Origin of the sequence: Burkholderia perseverans, from assembly GCF_022870505.1 — a bacterium.
Lineage (GTDB): Bacteria > Pseudomonadota > Gammaproteobacteria > Burkholderiales > Burkholderiaceae > Burkholderia > Burkholderia plantarii.
The window spans coordinates 454,600-470,801 of record NZ_CP045094.1; the positions used below are offsets into that span (position 1 = coordinate 454,600).

Below are 16,202 nucleotides of genomic sequence, written 5' to 3' on the forward strand. Positions count from 1 at the left end.
TTTCCTGTTTCCGCCACGGTCCTGCTCGATGACTTCGACGCGCCGCCCGAAGATTTACGATTGCTTCTGCTATTTCAACGAGGACATGCTGCTCGAGCTGCGGCTCGAGATCCTGTGGGATCACGTCGATTACTTCGTGATCGCGGAATCGCGCTACACGCAGGTCGGTGACGAGAAGCCGCTGAATTTCGACATGGAACGCTTCGCGCGCTTTCGCAGCAAGATCCGCTATCTCGCGATCGATCACCTGCCGCCCGGCGCGCCCGATCCGTGGAAGAACGAGAACTACCAGCGCAGCTACCTGTTCAACGGGCTGCACGACGCCGAGCCCGACGACCTGATCGTGGTGTCCGACCTCGACGAGATACCGCGGCCCGAATGCCTGCGCCGCTTCGATGCGCGGCGCTACCTGCGCGCGGACCTGCATCAGTATTGCTACGCCTACTTCCTGAACAACCGGCTGATGGACGGCGACGGTTTCGCCGACTGGACCGGCACGCGCGTGACCACCTACCGGCATCTGACGACGTTCTTCGGCAACGTCAACGCGGTGCGTTCGTACAAGTCGGCGGGGCTGCTGCGTTCGTTGAAGCGCGCGTGGTTCCGGCGCTTCCGGGTCCAGCAGGTCCACGACGCCGGCTGGCATTTCTCGTGGGTCACGAGCCCGGCGGCGATGATCGTCAAGATGCGCAGCGTGGCCGACCAGAAGTTCATGAGCGATGCGTTCCAGGATCTCGACTTCATCGAGGCGCGGATCCGCTCCGGTCGCGACGTGCTCGACCGGCCGCTGCGCTACGTGCCGCAGCCGGTCGAGACGCCCCAGTTCCCGGGCGAGATCGTCGCGGCGCGCGAGCGCCTGGCGCGCTGGCTGATCGAGCCGGCCGATTCCGCCGCGTCCGCGCCGGCCGCCGCGGGCGGGCAGCCCTGATGCCGGACGGCGATCACGTCCCGCCCGGCGCCGGGCCGCCACGACGGTTTGGCCGGCTGGCCGCCGTCGCGCTCGGGCGGCCCGATGCCGGCGGCTTCGAGCTGTGCCTCGCCGCGCTGCTGTTCGCGGCCGTGGCGGGCTACCTGTCGCTGCGCGGCGCGACCAACGTCTGCCTGATGCTGCTCGCGCTGCTGTCGCTGGCCGGCCTGCGCGGTGCGTGGCGCGACGCCGGCCGCCGCGGCACGCGGCGCGCGCTGCTGCTCGCCGCCGCCGCGCTCGCCGCGCCGATCGTTTCCGTGGCGATCGGCCAGGCGCTGCGCGGCGAGTGGCTCGCGAAGGCCTTCGATGCGCCGTCGCGGCTGCTGCTCGCGATCCCGGTGATGCTGGCGTTTCATCATCGGCGCATCGACGCGGTGCGGATTCTCGGCTTCGCCGCGCCGCTCGCGCTGATCGAGCTGGTGGTGCAGGTGCGCCTCGATCCGCACGCGCTGGTGGCGTGGCAGGGGCGTTACGCGACCTATTTCGTCGACACCGACATGTTCGGCGTCTACACGCTGCTGCTTGCGCTGTTCGCCTTGCTCGGGCTGGAGCCGGCGGGCTCGGGCGTGGCGCGGCCGGGCCGGGGGCTGTCTCCGAGCCTGCCTCGCGTTCTGGGAGGGCTCGGCGTGTGCGCGGGCGCCTATCTGGTGGTGGCCTCGCAGACGCGTACCGCCTACCTGCTGGTGCCGGTCGCGGTGCTGCTCTGGCTCTGGCTGCGGCGGCCGACGCTCGATGCCCGCACGGCGGCGTGCGTGCTGCTGGCGCTGGTGGCCGGCGTGGCCGCGTTCAGCGGCGCGATGGATCGGCTCGCCAGCATCTATTCCGACGTCTCGACCTGGGCCGACGCGTCGAATCCCGATACCTCGGGCGGCTTTCGGCTGACGATGTGGCGCATCGCCTGGACGCTGTTCCTGCATCGTCCGTGGCAGGGCTACGGCGACACCGGCTTTCGCGCGCTGCTCGACGCGCCGTGGATCACCTCGTTCGCGAGCGAGCGCGCGCGGCAGATGATCCACGCCGGGCCGCACAACGAACTGCTCGCGAACCTGCTGCGCTCGGGCGTGGCGGGCGGCCTCGCGGTGGCGATGCTGTTCGCCGTGCCGCTCGGCCTGTTCCGGCGCGCGCGCGGCGCCGATGCCGATGCCAACGCGCGGCGGGCGGCCGATACCGGGATCGCGTTCATGATCTGCCTGATGCTGGCCTGCGTGATGTTCGAGATGTTCACGCTGAAGTACACGGCGAGCTTCAATGCGCTCGTGATCGCGACGCTCGTCGCGCAGGCGCTGGGTGGCGGCGGTGGTAGTGATGGCGGCCGCGAGCGCGGCGCCGGGGAGAGCGGCGGGGCCTGACCAGGCCGCCGGGCGGCCGCGATCGGGCGCCGCCCCGGCCGGATCGACTGGATCGATCGGATCGGCCGGGGCGGGAAAACGTCAGACGTTGAACAGGAAGTTCATCACGTCGCCGTCGTGGACCACGTATTCCTTGCCTTCGGCGCGCATCTTGCCGGCTTCCTTCGCGCCCTGTTCACCCTTGTAGGTGATGTAGTCGTCGTAGCCGATCGTCTGCGCGCGGATGAAGCCGCGCTCGAAATCGGTATGGATCACGCCCGCGGCCTGCGGGGCCGTGTCGCCGATGTGGATCGTCCAGGCGCGCACTTCCTTCACGCCGGCCGTGAAGTAGGTCTGCAGGCCGAGCAGCTTGAAGCCGGCGCGGATCACGCGGTCCAGGCCCGGCTCGTCCATGCCCATGTCGGCGAGGAACGCTTCCTTGTCGGCGTCGTCGAGATCGGCGATTTCCGCCTCGATCGCGGCGCACACGGCCACCACCGGCGACTTCTCGGACTCGGCGTAGTTGCGCACGGCGTCGAGGTGCGGGTTGTTCTCGAAGCCGTCGTCCTTGACGTTGGCCACGTACATGGCCGGCTTCGCGGTGATCAGGCAGAACGGCTTGAGGATCGCCTGCTCGTCGTCGGACAGGTCGAGGCCGCGCACCGCCTTGCCCTGGTCGAGGTGCGCGCGCACCTTCTCGAGCGCCGCGGCGAGCTTGACCGCTTCCTTGTCGTTACCCGACTTCGCGGCCTTCGAGTAGCGCGAGAGCGCCTTCTCCACGGTGGCCAGGTCGGCCAGCGCGAGTTCGGTGTTGATCACCTCGATGTCGTCGAGCGGGCTCACGCGGCCGGCCACGTGGATCACGTTCTCGTCCTCGAAGCAGCGCACCACGTGCGTGATCGCATCGGTCTCGCGGATGTTGGCGAGGAACTGGTTGCCGAGCCCTTCGCCCTTGCTCGCGCCCGCCACCAGGCCGGCGATGTCGACGAACTCGACCACGGCCGGCACGATCCGCTCCGGCTTCACGATCGCCGAGATCGCCTTCAGGCGCGCGTCCGGCACCTCGACGATGCCGACGTTCGGCTCGATGGTGCAGAACGGATAGTTCTCGGCGGCGATGCCGGCCTTGGTCAGCGCGTTGAACAGGGTGGACTTGCCGACGTTCGGCAGGCCGACGATGCCGCATTTGAGGCTCATGGAAAACCTTTCTGGATCAGATGTTGTGCCGGTTCTCGCGCGGCGCCGGGCGCCACTCGCGCCGCCATGGCGCGGCGCGGATGGCGCCGGGCGGGGTGGCCGGCGGCGCGAGGCGGCGCGGCGGTGGCCGGCGCTTGCGCAGCAGGGCTGCCCGCGAAAACGGCAATTGTATCGCGTTCGGGTGGCGGGATTTCGGGGCGGCAGCGCGAATCGGCGCCGGGGCGGGCGTGGGAGCGCCGCTTGGCGGCTGGCGAACCGGGGGCGGTGAGGCGTCAGCGCTCATGGGGCCCGGCATGGCCGCGCGCTGCCATGACGGTGAAGCAGGCGATCGCGGCGACTCGCCAGGTGGGGGCGTCGAAGCCGAGGGGAGGCGGAGCGGCGAAGCAGTCCGGCGACGCGACGCGGTGAGACCAACCGAAGCCGGCTGCAACGGCGATTCGCCGAATCAGCCAAATCAACCGGCGCGATCGAAGTGACCGGGAGCGACCGGATCAACTGGAGCGGCGACAGTCCGGGCCGCCATCGGCGTCAGCCTTGACTTCAGTCGGCGATGCGCCGGTCGGCCAGCGCCGCGCGGCAGTCGTCGAGGACGAGCGTGACGAGCCGTGACTGGCGGTCGAGATCGTCGCTGTCGATGATTTCCTCGACGGCGTCGCGCGCCCAAGCCGCGTCGACGAAGCTCGCATGCTTCTTCGCGATGTCGAGCGCGACGGCGGCGAGTTTCGCGATGCACAGCCAGTCGGCCTCGCGCAGGTGGCGATCGAGCCACTTGTGCGCCGCCTGCACCTGGAACGGTGCCGAAGGCCAGGATTCGTTCAGGTAGAACGCGCCGAGATTCCCGATCGTGAGCCAGCACAGCAGCTCGATGCGGTCATGTTGGGTGAGGTTGTGGTGTACGTCGCTCATGGCCATGCTCGAGATGGGGTTGAGAGTCGATTTCCGTCACCGGTGAAACTCGGAGCCGACGAATCAACAATAGCACGCCATGAACGCTTTCACGCAAGCCGGGACTCGCCCGAACTCGCGTGAACCCGCATCAGTAACGGTAGTAGTCGTGGTGGTGGTAGCCGCCGCCGTCCGGCACGACGATGCAGCCGCCGAGCGTGCTGCCGAGCACGAGGGCGAGGGTGGCGAGCAGTGCAATTCGTTTCAGCTTCATGGTGAATCTCCGTTTGGTTCGTCGATGGAGCCGACTGTAGCGGCGCACCGGATGACAAGCCGTATGCGTTTGTAAGGAAACGTGTGGGGTGTAATGCGGCGTCCCGGCCTAGTCGCCGAGAGGCGCGGCGGCGGTTACGCATGAAATGGTTCCGGATCGAACGGGCGCCCCAGAAGCGAGGCGGGGGCCGCCGAACGGGAGGTCGGCACGACCGCCGGCTGGTCAAAGGCGGTGAACCTCGGGTTTGTCCGTGTCGGATGAGCGCGACAGCGCGCGAGAGAGGGGGCGCCCTGACCGGGGCGGTCAGGACGACGAATGCGACGGCCGGACGACAGCCGGTGCGATGCTTGATCAGCCGCCCCGCCCGGCGCCCCGATGGCGTGCATTTGCGCTGATCTTCCGCAAATCCGGACGACCAGCCGTATGCGGCGGCGCAGCTATAATGCGCGCCATGACAGCCCATACCCAGACCTTCGACGTCGCCGTGGTCGGCGGCGGCCTTGTCGGCAAGACCGCCGCGCTCGCGATGACGCAGGCGGGCCTCCGGACGGCGCTGCTCGCGCAGCCGGCCGCCCCGCGTCCGGCCGACCTGACGTTCGACGCGCGCGTCTACGCGCTGTCGGCGAGTTCTCAGGCCCTGCTCGAACGACTGCGCGTCTGGCAGGCGCTCGACCACGAGCGGCTCGCGCCCGTCTACGACATGCGCGTGTACGGCGACGCGCAGGCGGAGTTGCATTTCTCGGCGTTCCAGGCGGCGGTCGCGCAGCTCGCGTGGATCGGCGAGTCGTCGCTGGTCGAGCGCGGGCTCGACGCGGCACTGCGCTTCCAGCCGAACCTGACCTGGCTCGACACGCGCGCGCAGGGGCTCGACGTGAAGCCCGACGCCGCGCTGCTCACGCTCGCCGACGGCGGCGTGCTCTCGGCCGATCTGGTGGTCGGCGCCGACGGCGCGCATTCGTGGGTGCGCTCGCAGATCGGCTCGCGGGTGCAGCGGCGCGACTACCGGCAGACCGGCGTGGTCGCCAACTTCAAGGCGTCCGAGCCGCACCGCGAGACGGCCTGGCAGTGGTTCCGCGACGGCGAGATCGTCGCGTTACTGCCGCTGCCCGACGGCCACGTCTCGCTGGTCTGGTCGGCGCACACGGCCCATGCCGACCAGCTGCTCGCGCTCGATCCGGCGCAGCTCGCGGCCGAGGTCGAGCGCGTCAGTCACCGCCAGCTCGGCACGCTCGATTGCGTGACGCCGGCACAGGGTTTCCCGCTCGCGCTGCAGACGGTGGACCGGCTGGTCGCGCCGCGCGTCGCACTGGTCGGCGACGCCGCGCACCTGATCCACCCGCTGGCCGGCCAGGGCATGAATCTGGGACTGCGCGACGTGGCCTCGCTGGCCGACGCGATCGCCTCGCGCGAGGCGTTCCGCGATCTCGGCGATCTGGTGCTGCTGCGCCGCTACGAGCGCGCGCGGCGCGAGGACATCCGTGCGCTGATGCTTGCCACCGACGGCCTGCAGCGGCTGTTCGCGCTGCCCGGCACGCTCGCGCGCGCGGTGCGCAACACCGGCATGGCGCTGGTCGGCGCGCAGCCGCTCGTCAAGCGCTGGCTGATCGCGACGGCGCTCGGCTGAGGCCGGGCCGACGCGTCCCCGGCGCTCGCGCGCGGGTATCGGGGGCACGCGCTGGGCGCCTGCCGCCGGCGCGGCGCTCGCGGGCGCCGGCCGATCCGGTTCCGGCCCATGAATCTCGCGCACGTCCCCTACGCGCACGTCACCTATTTTGATATGAACCAACCGGACCCATGCCGATCGGACAGTCTCGGGCCGCCGTCGTACACTAGCGGGCGTGCCACGACCGCCCTCCCAAGGAACCGCTGAATGAAAACGATTGTCCGTATCGCCGCGCTGGTGCTGGCGACCGCCGCCGCCACGCTGGGCTGTACCGCGCAGGCCGACCAGACCACCGACAAGCTGAAGGCGACGCTGCAGGCGCGCCTCGGCGACGCGACGGTGAAGGGCATCGCGAAGTCGCCGATCCCGGGCCTCTACGAAGTCAATCTCGGCTCGCAGATCGTCTACAGCGACGCGGCCGGCGACTACGTCCTGCTCGGCGAGATGGTCGACACCAAGTCGCGCAAGAACCTGACCGAGGCGCGCATGGCCGAGATCAACAAGGTCGATTTCGCGAGCCTGCCGCTCGGCAACGCGATCAAGGTCGTGAAGGGCAACGGCGCGCGCAAGATCGCGGTGTTCTCCGATCCGAACTGCCCGTACTGCAAGCGCTTCGAGTCGACGCTGCAGTCGATGGACAACGTGACCGTCTACACCTTCCTGTACCCGGTGCTGACGCCTGATTCCACGGTCAAGTCGAAGGCGATCTGGTGCGCGTCGGACCGCGCCAAGAGCTGGGAGAGCTGGATGGTCAACCATCAGGCGCCGACCGGGGCCGGCAATTGCGACACCACGGCGCTCGACAAGAACCTCGCGCTCGGCCGCGGCCTGAACGTGACGGGCACGCCGACCATCATTCTCGCCGACGGTACGCGCCTGCCCGGCGCCGTGTCCGCCGACGAACTGAACAGCGCGCTCGCTTCGGTGAAGTGACGCGCGCGGTCCGCGCCGCGTTCCCGCCCCCATCGCGCAAAGAGGCGCCGGCATCCCGCAGGCGCCTCTTTGCTTTTCGAACCGCTATCCGAACCGCTTCTTGCCGATGTCATCGATGACCCCGATACGCTATTCGATCGTCCCGAAGGATCCCGCCGCCCACCTGTTCGAGGTCACGCTGACGGTGGCCGAACCCGCCGCGGACGGCCAGCGCTTCATGCTGCCGGTGTGGATTCCCGGCAGCTACATGGTGCGCGAGTTCGCGCGCAACATCGTCACGCTGCGTGCGTTCAACGAGGCGGGCCGCAAGGTGCGCATCGCGAAGACCGACAAGCACTGCTGGCAGGCCGCGCCGGTGGCCGGGCCGCTGACGCTGCGCTACGAGGTCTACGCGTGGGACCTGTCGGTGCGCGCCGCGCATCTCGACGACACGGGCGGCTTCTTCAACGGCACCAGCGTGTTCCTCGCCGTCGAGGGGCAGGAGGCGGCGCCGTGCGTGGTCGCGATCGAGCGACCGGCCGACGAGGGCGCGCGCCGCTGGCGCGTGGCCACCGCGCTGCGCGAGGCGCGCGGCACCAAGCGGCTCGGCTTCGGCGACTACCTGGCCGACGACTACGACGAACTCGTCGACCATCCCGTCACGCTCGGCGAGTTCGCGCTGGCGAGCTTCGAGGCGCACGGCGTGCCGCACGACGTGGTGATCGCGGGGCGCGTGGCGCGGCTCGACATCGAGCGGCTCGCGGCGGACCTCAAGCGCGTCTGCGAGGCGCAGATCGCGCTGTTCGAGCCGCGCACGAAGAAGGCGCCGATGGCGCGCTACGTGTTCATGACGCAGGCCGTCACCGACGGCTACGGCGGCCTCGAGCACCGCGCCTCGACGGCGCTGGTCTGCAACCGCAGCGACCTGCCAGTGAAGGGCCGCCCCGAGACCACCGACGGCTATCGCACCTACCTCGGCCTCTGCAGCCACGAGTATTTCCACACCTGGAACGTCAAGCGGATCAAGCCGGCCGCGTTCGTTCCCTACGATCTGCGCCAGGAAAGCTATACGTCGCTGCTGTGGCTGTTCGAGGGCTTCACGTCCTACTACGACGACCTGATGCTGGTGCGCAGCGGCCTGATGAGCCGCGACGAGTATTTCGCCGCGCTCGGCCGCACCGTCGGCGGCGTGCTGCGCGGCACCGGGCGCCTGAAGCAGAGCGTCGCCGAAAGCTCGTTCGACACCTGGGTCAAGTATTACCGCCAGGACGAGAACGCCTCGAACGCGATCGTCAGCTACTACACGAAGGGCTCGCTGGTCGCGCTCGCGTTCGACCTGGCGATTCGCGGCGCCACGCGCAACCGCAAGTCGCTCGACGACGTGATGCGCCTGCTCTGGACGCGCTATGGCCGCGATTTCTATCAAGGCCAGCCGCGCGGCGTCGGCGAGGACGAGGTGGCGGCGCTGATCGCCGAGGCCACCGGCGTGGCGCTGGGCCGGCTGTTCGACGACGCGGTGTCGGGCACGCGCGACCTGCCGCTCGCAGCGCTGTTCGAGCCGTTCGGCGTGACGCTTTCTCCCGAGACGGGGCCGAACCCGAAGCCGTCGCTCGGCGCGCGCGTGCGCGGCGGCGCGGACACCACGCTGGCCGTGGTCTACGAGGGCGGCGCCGCGCATCGCGCGGGCCTGTCGGCCGGCGACGTGCTGATCGCGATCGACGGCCTGCGCGTGACCGGCGCGAACCTCGACGCGCTGCTGGCGCGCTACCAGCCCGGCGAGCGTGTGCAGGCCCACGCGTTCCGCCGCGACGAGCTGCGCGTGACGACGCTGAAGCTCGACGCGCCGGACGTGCTGCGCTACCGGCTCGCGGCCGACACCCGGGCCGCCGCGCGGCGCAGCTGGCAGGACGGCTGGCTCGGCGCTTAGCACGAACGAAATCGTTACAACGGCGCGGATTGTCTCAGCGTTGCAACAATCCGTCGCCGAACGCCCGCTTTTTCATGTCGGTGCGCATCCGCACAATGGCCCCACTCGCGCTTCACCGGAAGCGCAAACCCAACGGAACCCGATATGACGACCATTCTGCAGATCAATTCCGCCGCCCGCTCGCAGGGCGCCCGCTCGACGCAACTCGCCGACGAGCTGACCGCCAAGCTGGAAAAGAGCAACCCCGGCTCGAAGGTGGTGGTGCGCAACCTGCTGTCCAACGCGCAGCCGCACCTCGACGACGCCGTGCTCGGCGCGTTCTTCACGCCGGCCGAGCAGCGCAGCGCCGAGCAGAATGCGATCGTCGCCAGGAGCGACGAGCTGGTCGAGGAACTGAAGGCCGCGGACGTGATCGTGATCGCGGCGCCGCTCTACAACTTCGGCATCTCCTCGCACCTGAAGACCTACTTCGACTGGATCGCCCGCGCCGGCGTCACGTTCCGCTACACCGCGAACGGCCCGGAAGGCCTGATCACCGGCAAGAAGGTCTATGTCGTCTCGGCGCGCGGCGGCAAGTACCTCGGCACGCCGAACGATACGCAAACGCCGTATCTGAAGACGTTCCTCGGCTTCATCGGCCTGACCGACGTGTCGTTCATCTACGCCGAAGGCCTGAACATGGGGCCGGACTCGGAAGCGGCCGCGCTGGCAGCGGCTCGCGAGGCGATCGCCGCGGCCTGAGGGCCCGGGCCTGCCGCCGTGCCGCGATCGACGGCGGTGCGCGGCGGCACGCAGCGACACGATTCCCGAAGCAAAAACAGCCCGACCGGCCTTGGCCGATCGGGCTGTTCGTTTGGGTGGCGCGGTTTCCGCGCAGCCGGCGGCGGGTGGACGGAGCGAGTCGCGCGCGGCGCTCAAGCCAGCACCACCGCCTCGTCGGGCAGGCGCCAGTCGATCGGCCTGTTGCCGTGCTCGGCCAGATAGGCGTTGGCGAGCGCGAAGTGCCGGTTGCCGAGGAAGCCGCGGTGCGCGGACAGCGGCGACGGATGCGGCGATTCGAGCACGCAATGCACGCCGGCGTCGAACAGCGCGCGCTTGGCCTGCGCATGCGCGCCCCACAGCATGAACACGAGCCCGCGATGGCGCCGCGCGAGCTCGCGGATCAGCGTGTCGGTGCAGGGCTCCCAGCCGCGTTTCGCATGGCTCGCCGCCGCGCCTTGCTCGACCGTCAGCACGGTGTTGAGCAGCAGCACGCCCTGGCGCGCCCACGCATCGAGGCAGCCGTGGCGCGGCGTGTCGTAGCCGAAATTGGCCGTGATTTCCTTGAAGATGTTGCGCAGCGACGGCGGCGGGCGCACCGCGGGCGGCACCGAGAACGCGAGGCCATGCGCCTGCGGCGTGCCGCGATCGTCGCCGTGGTACGGATCCTGGCCGAGGATCACGACCTTCACGTCGTCGGGCGCGGTCAGGCGCAGCGCGCGAAACACGTCGGCCGGATAGATCGTCTTGCCGGCGGCGCGCTCGGCGTCGACGAAACGGCACAGCGGCGCGTAGGCGTCGCTCGCGACGAACGGCGCCAGCAGCTCGCGCCACGCGGCGGGCAGCGCGTCGAACTGCGCGGCGAGCGGCAGCGGCGGCACCGGACCGGCGCCGGCGTGCAGCGCGATCTCGTCGGCGGCGGGAGGGGGCACCGGTGCCACTGGTGCCACCGGCGCATCGAACAGCGACGCCTGCGCCGCCGGCGTCTTGCGGGAAGAAGAGCGGGTGGCCATGCGCGGTGCGGGCCTCAGGCGGCGCGCAGCTGGTAGCCGCGCTGCGCCTTGCTGCGATCCTCGGGAGCGAGGCCCGGCAGCGCGCGGCCGAGTTCCGTCGCGAGCGCGTGCAGCACCGCCGCGTCGCCGTCGATCAATTCCAGCTCGATTTCGCGGATCGGCGCGCGACGCGTGTCGCCGCCGGCCTCGGCGACGATCTCGCCGAGATCGAGCGCGGCCTCGACCGTGGTGCCGTCGCGCTCGATGCGCCACAGCGTTCGCGCGAAATCGGTGCGGAACAGCGCGACCAGCTCGGGCGCGGCGGCGCGCAGCGCCTCGGCTGCCTCCGGCACGTCGCAGGCGGCGAGCAGCGCGTCGATCTCGAGCGCGTCGCCGGCCACCGGCAGTTCCCACTCGTGGCGCGTATGCAGGCCCGCTTCGGCCGTGCCGACCGTCTTGAAGGTCTGCAGCCAGCCCTGCGGCGCGCGCCGCACGCGCACCGCGCTTTTGGCATGCGCCAGCGCGAGCCCGGGCGTGTCGTAGTAGACGTTGACGAGCGTGATCGGCTGGCCCGCCGTGCCGGCGCAGGCGTCGAGCGCGAGGCGTGCCGCGGTTTCCGCGCCGACCGGCAGCGCGAGCTTGATTTCGGTTTCGATCGCCATGGCCGGCCTCCTCAGAAGAACATCCGCGCGAGTTCCTCGCCCGGCTGCGCGGCGCGCATGAACGCCTCGCCGACGAGGAACGTATGGACGCCGGCGCCCTTCATGCGCTCGACGTCGTCGCGCGAGAGGATGCCCGACTCGGTCACCACGACGCGCCCGGCCGGCACCATGTCCAGCATGCCGAGCGTGGTGTCGAGCGTGGTCTCGAAGGTGCGCAGGTTGCGGTTGTTGATGCCGATCAGCGGCGTCTTCAGCGTCAGCGCCTCGGCCATCTCGTCGCGATCGTGGACCTCGACCAGCACCGCGAGGCCGAGCGAATGCGCATAGGCCTCGAGATCCTGCATCTGCGGCGTGTCGAGCGCCGCGGCGATCAGCAGGATCGCGTCGGCGCCCATCGCGCGCGCTTCGAGCACCTGATAGGCGTCGACGATGAAGTCCTTGCGCAGCACCGGCAGCGCGCAGGCCTCGCGCGCCTCGCGCAGGTAGCGCGCGCCGCCCTGGAAGAACTGCTCGTCGGTCAGCACCGACAGGCAGGCCGCGCCGTGTTGCGCGTAGGAGGCGGCGATCTCGGCCGGCACGAAGTGCTCGCGCAGCACGCCCTTCGAGGGGCTGGCCTTCTTCACTTCGGCGATCACGGCGCTGCGGCCGGCCGCGTGCTGCGCGCGCAGCGCGCCGACGAAGTCGCGCGTGTCGGCGCCGCGCGCCTCGGCTTCGAGCCGCAGCGCCTCGAGCGGCGTGCTGCGCAGCCCGGCGGCGATTTCTTCACGTTTGACGGCAATGATTCGATTGAGGATGTCGCTCATGGCATTCCGGCGGAGTGCGTTCCGCATGGGTTGGGCCGGCCGGGCGTGCCGGCCGGCGAGCGGGCGCTCAGCGCCCGAATTGACGCGTGAAGCGTACCAGTTCGTCGACCTTGGCGCGCGCGCGGCCGTTCGCGATCGCCTCGCGCGCCGTGTCGATGCCGGCCGCGATCGACGGCGCGACGTTGGCCGCGTAGAGCGCGGTGCCCGCGTTCAGCGTGACGATCTCGCGTGCCACGCCGGGCTTGTTGTCGAGCGCCTCGAGCAGCATCACGCGCGACTCCTCGGCGTTCTCCACCTTCAGCGAGCGGTTCGACACCATCTGCAGGCCGAAGTCCTCGGGATGGATCTCGTACTCGGTGACCTTGCCGTCGCGCAGCTCGCCCACCAGCGTCGCCGCGCCGAGCGAAACCTCGTCCATGCCGTCCTTGCCGTACACCACCAGCACGTGCTCGGCGCCGAGCCGCTGCATCACGCGTACCTGGATGCCGACCAGATCGGGGTGGAACACGCCCATCAGCTGGTTCGGCGCGCCGGCCGGGTTGGTGAGCGGGCCGAGGATGTTGAAGATCGTGCGCACGCCGAGCTCGCGGCGCACCGGCGCGATGTTCTTCATCGCCGGATGGTGGTTCGGCGCGTACATGAAGCCCATCCCGGTCGCCTCGATCGAGGCGGCCACCTGCTCGGGCGCGAGGTCGATGTTGACGCCGAGCGCGTCGAGCACGTCCGCGCTGCCCGACTTGCTCGACACGCTGCGGTTGCCGTGCTTGGCGACCTTCGCGCCGGCCGCGGCCGTCACGAACATGGTGGCCGTCGAGATGTTGAAGGTGTGCGAGCCGTCGCCGCCAGTGCCGACGATGTCGACGAAGTTCGAATTGTCGGGCACCTCGACGTGGCGCGCGAACTCGCGCATCACGGTGGCCGCCGCGGCGATCTCGCCGATCGTCTCCTTCTTCACGCGCAGGCCGGTGATGATCGCGGCGGCCATCACGGGCGACATGTCCCCGCGCATGATCATCCGCATCAGGTGCAGCATCTCGTCGTGGAAGATCTCGCGGTGCTCGATCGTGCGTTGCAGCGCTTCCTGTGGCGTGATCATCGCGCCCCCGCTCATGCCGGCTGCGCGCTGCCGGCGCGCGCCTGCTTCAGGAAGTTCTCGAGCAGCGCGTGGCCGTGCTCGGAGAGGATCGATTCGGGGTGGAACTGCACGCCCTCGATCGGCAGCGTTCGGTGGCGCACGCCCATGATCTCGCCGTCCTCGGTCCAGGCCGAGATCTCCAGGCAGTCGGGCAGCGATTCGCGCTCGATCGCGAGCGAGTGGTAGCGCGTGACGTCGAACTGCGTCGGCAGGCCGGCGAACACGCCGCGGCCGTCGGTCTCGATGCGGCTCACCTTGCCGTGCATGATCGTCTTGGCGCGGATCACGCGGCCGCCGAACGCCTCGCCGATCGCCTGATGGCCGAGGCACACGCCGAGGATCGGCTTCCTGCCCGCGAACTCGCGCAGTACCGCGAGCGTGATGCCGGCGTGCTGCGGGTTGCTCGGTCCCGGCGACAGGCAGATCGCGGCCGGATCGAGCCGGGTGATCTCGTCGAGCGTGATCTCGTCGTTGCGATGGGTCCGCACGTCTTCGCCGAGTTCGCCGAAGTACTGGACCAGGTTGTAGGTAAACGAATCGTAATTGTCGATCATCAGCAGCATGATTGGACTCAGCTTAATGACTTGCTTGAATGAGTAATTCTTGCCGGGGTCACGGCGAGAAGCGGATTTCCGCCGCCATGTCATCCGTGCGGAACGACGGGACGCGATGGCAGGGGAGCCCGAGGCGGGCAGGCAATGGAGGTCGTGGCTGGCTTAACGCCAACCGAAGAGGAGCAGAACGGAGGGGAAGCGGCTGCTGTGTCGCATGGTGGCAGCCATTCTAGCAGGAATCGCGTGACATTCCGTGCTGGAAACTTGCATCGGCGGGGCGCCGCGTCCGGCGCCGCCGCGAGGGCTCGCGCGGCGGTGCAAGCTGCTAGACTCGTTTGCCGGCGCCGGTGGCGGCGCGCCGGTTTATGCACGAACCTGCCCACGAACCTGCGTCGACGGAAAACAGTCCATGAACGCGTCCCTCCCGGTCGGGATCGGCCTGCGCAGCGCCCACTATCGCGCCATGCTCGATACGCGGCCCGCGGTCGACTGGCTGGAAGTGCATACCGAAAACTACCTGGCCGACGGCGGATGGGACCTGCACGTGCTGCGCACGCTGCGCGCCGACTATCCGGTCGCGCTGCATGGCGTGGGGCTCGGCATCGGCTCGGCGCACGGCTTCTCGGCGGCCCATCTCGAACGCGTCGCCGCGCTCGCGGAGCGCATCGAGCCGCTGTTCGTGTCGGAGCATCTGTGCTGGGGCGCGACCTCCCATGCCGTTCTCAACGAGCTGCTGCCGCTGCCGCTCAACGCCGCCACGCTCGCGCTCGTCGGCGAACGCGTCGAGCGCGTGCAGGAGCGGCTCGCGCGTCCGCTCCTGATCGAGAACGTCTCCACCTATCTGCGCTTTCACGGCGACACGTTCGGCGAGACCGCGTTTCTGGCCGAGCTGGCCCGGCGCACCGGCTGCCGCGTGCTGCTCGACCTCAACAACCTCTACGTGAATCAGGTCAACCACGGCGAGGACGCCGCCCGCGCGCTCGAGGTGCTCGCGCCCGGGATGGTCGGCGAGCTGCACCTGGCCGGCCACGAGGCGGACGCGGAACTGCTGGTCGATACGCACGGCGCGCCGGTGGCCGAACCGGTCTGGCAACTCTATGCGCAGGCGTTGCGCCGCTTCGGGCCGGTGCCGACGCTGGTCGAGCGGGACACCAATCTGCCGCCGCTCGACGTGCTGCTGGACGAGGTGCGCGAGGCGCGCCGGATCGGCGAGGAGATCCGCGTTGACGCGTGACCAGCTCGCGCATCTGCAGGCGGCGTTCGGCGCGCAACTGGCGCGGCGCGACGCGGCGCTCGAGGCCCTGGCGCCGTGGCTCGACGACGACCCCACGCGGCGGCGCTTCGCGCGCTATCAGGCCTCGCTGCGCCACGGCCATGCGCGCTCGCTGCAGCTCGTCTATCCGGTCCTGCACGCGCTGGTGGGCGAGGCGTTCTTCCGGACCCTCGCGCATGCCTACGGCGACGCCCATCCGTCGCGCGACGGCGACCTGAGCCGGTTCGGCGCCGAACTCGCGCGGTTCGTGGCGAGCCTGCCGGCCGCCGCCGGGTACCCGTATTTCGCCGACGTCGCGCGGCTCGAATGGTCGCTGCACGCGGCGAACCAGGCGGCCGACGCACCGCCGCTGCGCGCGGCCGAACTCGCCGCGGCCGGCGTCGACGCGGCGCAGGACTGGCCGCTGGCGCTGCATCCGGCGGCGGCGCTGCATGCCTCGCCGTGGCGCGTCGCGGCGATCTGGCTCGCGCATCGCCGGCCGGACGGCCCGGCGCTGGCGGCCTCGATCGACGGGCCGGGCCGCGCGCTCGTCTACCGCGACGGCTGGACCCCGACGGTGCGCGAGGTCGAGGCGCCGGAATGGGCCGCGCTGGGCGCGCTCGCGCGCGGCGCGACGCTCGGCGAGGCGCTGGCCGCCGGCCTCACGGCGGCGCCCGACCTGGCGGCGGAAGCCGGCACGACGAACCCGCCCGGCGAACCGCCATCGCCACCGCCATCGCCGCCATCACCATCGGCGCCATTCGATCCCGCGGCGGCCCTGCGGCGCTGGCTCGCCGACGGCCTGCTGACGCGTCCGGCACGGCCGTAACACCCCGCCCGCCGGCACCGGGCGTCGTTCTCAGTTCGAGATGCCAGCGGTGACGAAACAGCA

At 70.2% G+C, this 16,202-nt stretch carries 16 protein-coding genes; 8 read left to right on the forward strand and 8 right to left on the reverse strand.

Annotation, left to right across the window (positions count from 1 at the left end):
* Positions 1 to 28 precede the first annotated feature (28 nt).
* Positions 29 to 928 carry a glycosyltransferase family 17 protein gene (locus BpN12_RS16610; protein ID WP_246796602.1) on the forward strand — a complete coding sequence of 300 codons (900 nt, stop codon included), beginning with the start codon at positions 29 to 31 and terminating at the stop codon, positions 926 to 928.
* Positions 928 to 2,316: an O-antigen ligase family protein gene (locus BpN12_RS16615; protein ID WP_246796603.1), complete on the forward strand. Its 1,389-nt coding sequence runs from the start codon at positions 928 to 930 to the stop codon at positions 2,314 to 2,316. Before BpN12_RS16610 ends, BpN12_RS16615 begins: the two co-directional genes overlap by 1 nt.
* 81 nt (positions 2,317 to 2,397) lie before the next feature.
* On the opposite strand, the gene ychF is transcribed toward BpN12_RS16615, so the two are convergent.
* The 3 genes from ychF to BpN12_RS33310 form a co-directional block, all read right to left on the reverse strand.
* Entirely contained in the window at positions 2,398 to 3,492 is a 1,095-nt protein-coding gene (ychF, locus tag BpN12_RS16620; RefSeq protein WP_246796604.1) for a redox-regulated ATPase YchF, read from the reverse strand.
* Between the two features lie 540 nt (positions 3,493 to 4,032).
* A complete protein-coding gene (locus tag BpN12_RS16625) occupies positions 4,033 to 4,398 on the reverse strand; it encodes a hypothetical protein (protein ID WP_246796605.1) in 366 nt (121 codons plus the stop codon).
* 130 nt (positions 4,399 to 4,528) lie between these two features.
* The gene (locus BpN12_RS33310) at positions 4,529 to 4,651 is read right to left on the reverse strand and encodes a hypothetical protein (protein ID WP_042623736.1); all 123 of its coding nucleotides are present in this window, start codon (positions 4,649 to 4,651) and stop codon (positions 4,529 to 4,531) included.
* A 442-nt stretch (positions 4,652 to 5,093) separates the two neighbouring features.
* Between BpN12_RS33310 and BpN12_RS16630 the strand changes: the two genes are divergently transcribed.
* The 4 genes from BpN12_RS16630 (at position 5,094) to BpN12_RS16645 (ending at position 9,894) form a co-directional block, all read left to right on the forward strand.
* Positions 5,094 to 6,275 (forward strand): UbiH/UbiF family hydroxylase, encoded by a 1,182-nt coding sequence (locus BpN12_RS16630; protein ID WP_246796606.1) that lies wholly within the window; start codon positions 5,094 to 5,096, stop codon positions 6,273 to 6,275.
* Between the two features lie 246 nt (positions 6,276 to 6,521).
* The gene (locus BpN12_RS16635; protein WP_246796607.1) at positions 6,522 to 7,247 is read left to right on the forward strand and encodes a DsbC family protein; all 726 of its coding nucleotides are present in this window, start codon (positions 6,522 to 6,524) and stop codon (positions 7,245 to 7,247) included.
* A gap of 115 nt (positions 7,248 to 7,362) precedes the next feature.
* The gene (locus BpN12_RS16640) at positions 7,363 to 9,153 is read left to right on the forward strand and encodes a M61 family metallopeptidase (RefSeq protein WP_246796608.1); all 1,791 of its coding nucleotides are present in this window, start codon (positions 7,363 to 7,365) and stop codon (positions 9,151 to 9,153) included.
* 144 nt (positions 9,154 to 9,297) lie between these two features.
* Positions 9,298 to 9,894, forward strand: coding sequence for an FMN-dependent NADH-azoreductase (locus BpN12_RS16645; RefSeq protein WP_246796609.1), 597 nt, complete (start codon positions 9,298 to 9,300; stop codon positions 9,892 to 9,894).
* Positions 9,895 to 10,067: 173 nt separating this feature from the next.
* On the opposite strand, the gene BpN12_RS16650 is transcribed toward BpN12_RS16645, so the two are convergent.
* From BpN12_RS16650 to BpN12_RS16670, 5 genes are all read right to left on the reverse strand, one after another.
* Positions 10,068 to 10,925, reverse strand: a complete 858-nt coding sequence (locus BpN12_RS16650; RefSeq protein WP_246796610.1) for a uracil-DNA glycosylase — start codon at positions 10,923 to 10,925, stop codon at positions 10,068 to 10,070.
* A gap of 14 nt (positions 10,926 to 10,939) precedes the next feature.
* On the reverse strand, positions 10,940 to 11,566 hold the full coding sequence (locus tag BpN12_RS16655) for a CYTH domain-containing protein (RefSeq protein WP_246796611.1): 627 nt from the start codon (positions 11,564 to 11,566) through the stop codon (positions 10,940 to 10,942).
* Between the two features lie 11 nt (positions 11,567 to 11,577).
* Complete coding sequence (gene trpC, locus BpN12_RS16660) at positions 11,578 to 12,369, reverse strand: indole-3-glycerol phosphate synthase TrpC (protein WP_246796612.1); 792 nt, start codon at positions 12,367 to 12,369, stop codon at positions 11,578 to 11,580.
* 67 nt (positions 12,370 to 12,436) lie between these two features.
* Positions 12,437 to 13,465: an anthranilate phosphoribosyltransferase gene (gene trpD / locus BpN12_RS16665; RefSeq protein WP_246796613.1), complete on the reverse strand. Its 1,029-nt coding sequence runs from the start codon at positions 13,463 to 13,465 to the stop codon at positions 12,437 to 12,439.
* 11 nt (positions 13,466 to 13,476) lie between these two features.
* On the reverse strand, positions 13,477 to 14,067 hold the full coding sequence (locus tag BpN12_RS16670; RefSeq protein WP_246796614.1) for an anthranilate synthase component II: 591 nt from the start codon (positions 14,065 to 14,067) through the stop codon (positions 13,477 to 13,479).
* 400 nt (positions 14,068 to 14,467) lie between these two features.
* Here BpN12_RS16670 and bufB point away from each other — a divergent pair, with 400 nt between their 5' ends.
* Together bufB and BpN12_RS16680 are read left to right on the forward strand one after the other, a co-directional pair.
* Complete coding sequence (gene bufB, locus BpN12_RS16675; RefSeq protein ID WP_246796615.1) at positions 14,468 to 15,292, forward strand: MNIO family bufferin maturase; 825 nt, start codon at positions 14,468 to 14,470, stop codon at positions 15,290 to 15,292.
* Positions 15,282 to 16,139, forward strand: a complete 858-nt coding sequence (locus tag BpN12_RS16680; RefSeq protein WP_246796616.1) for an HvfC/BufC N-terminal domain-containing protein — start codon at positions 15,282 to 15,284, stop codon at positions 16,137 to 16,139. Before bufB ends, BpN12_RS16680 begins: the two co-directional genes overlap by 11 nt.
* Positions 16,140 to 16,202 lie beyond the last annotated feature (63 nt).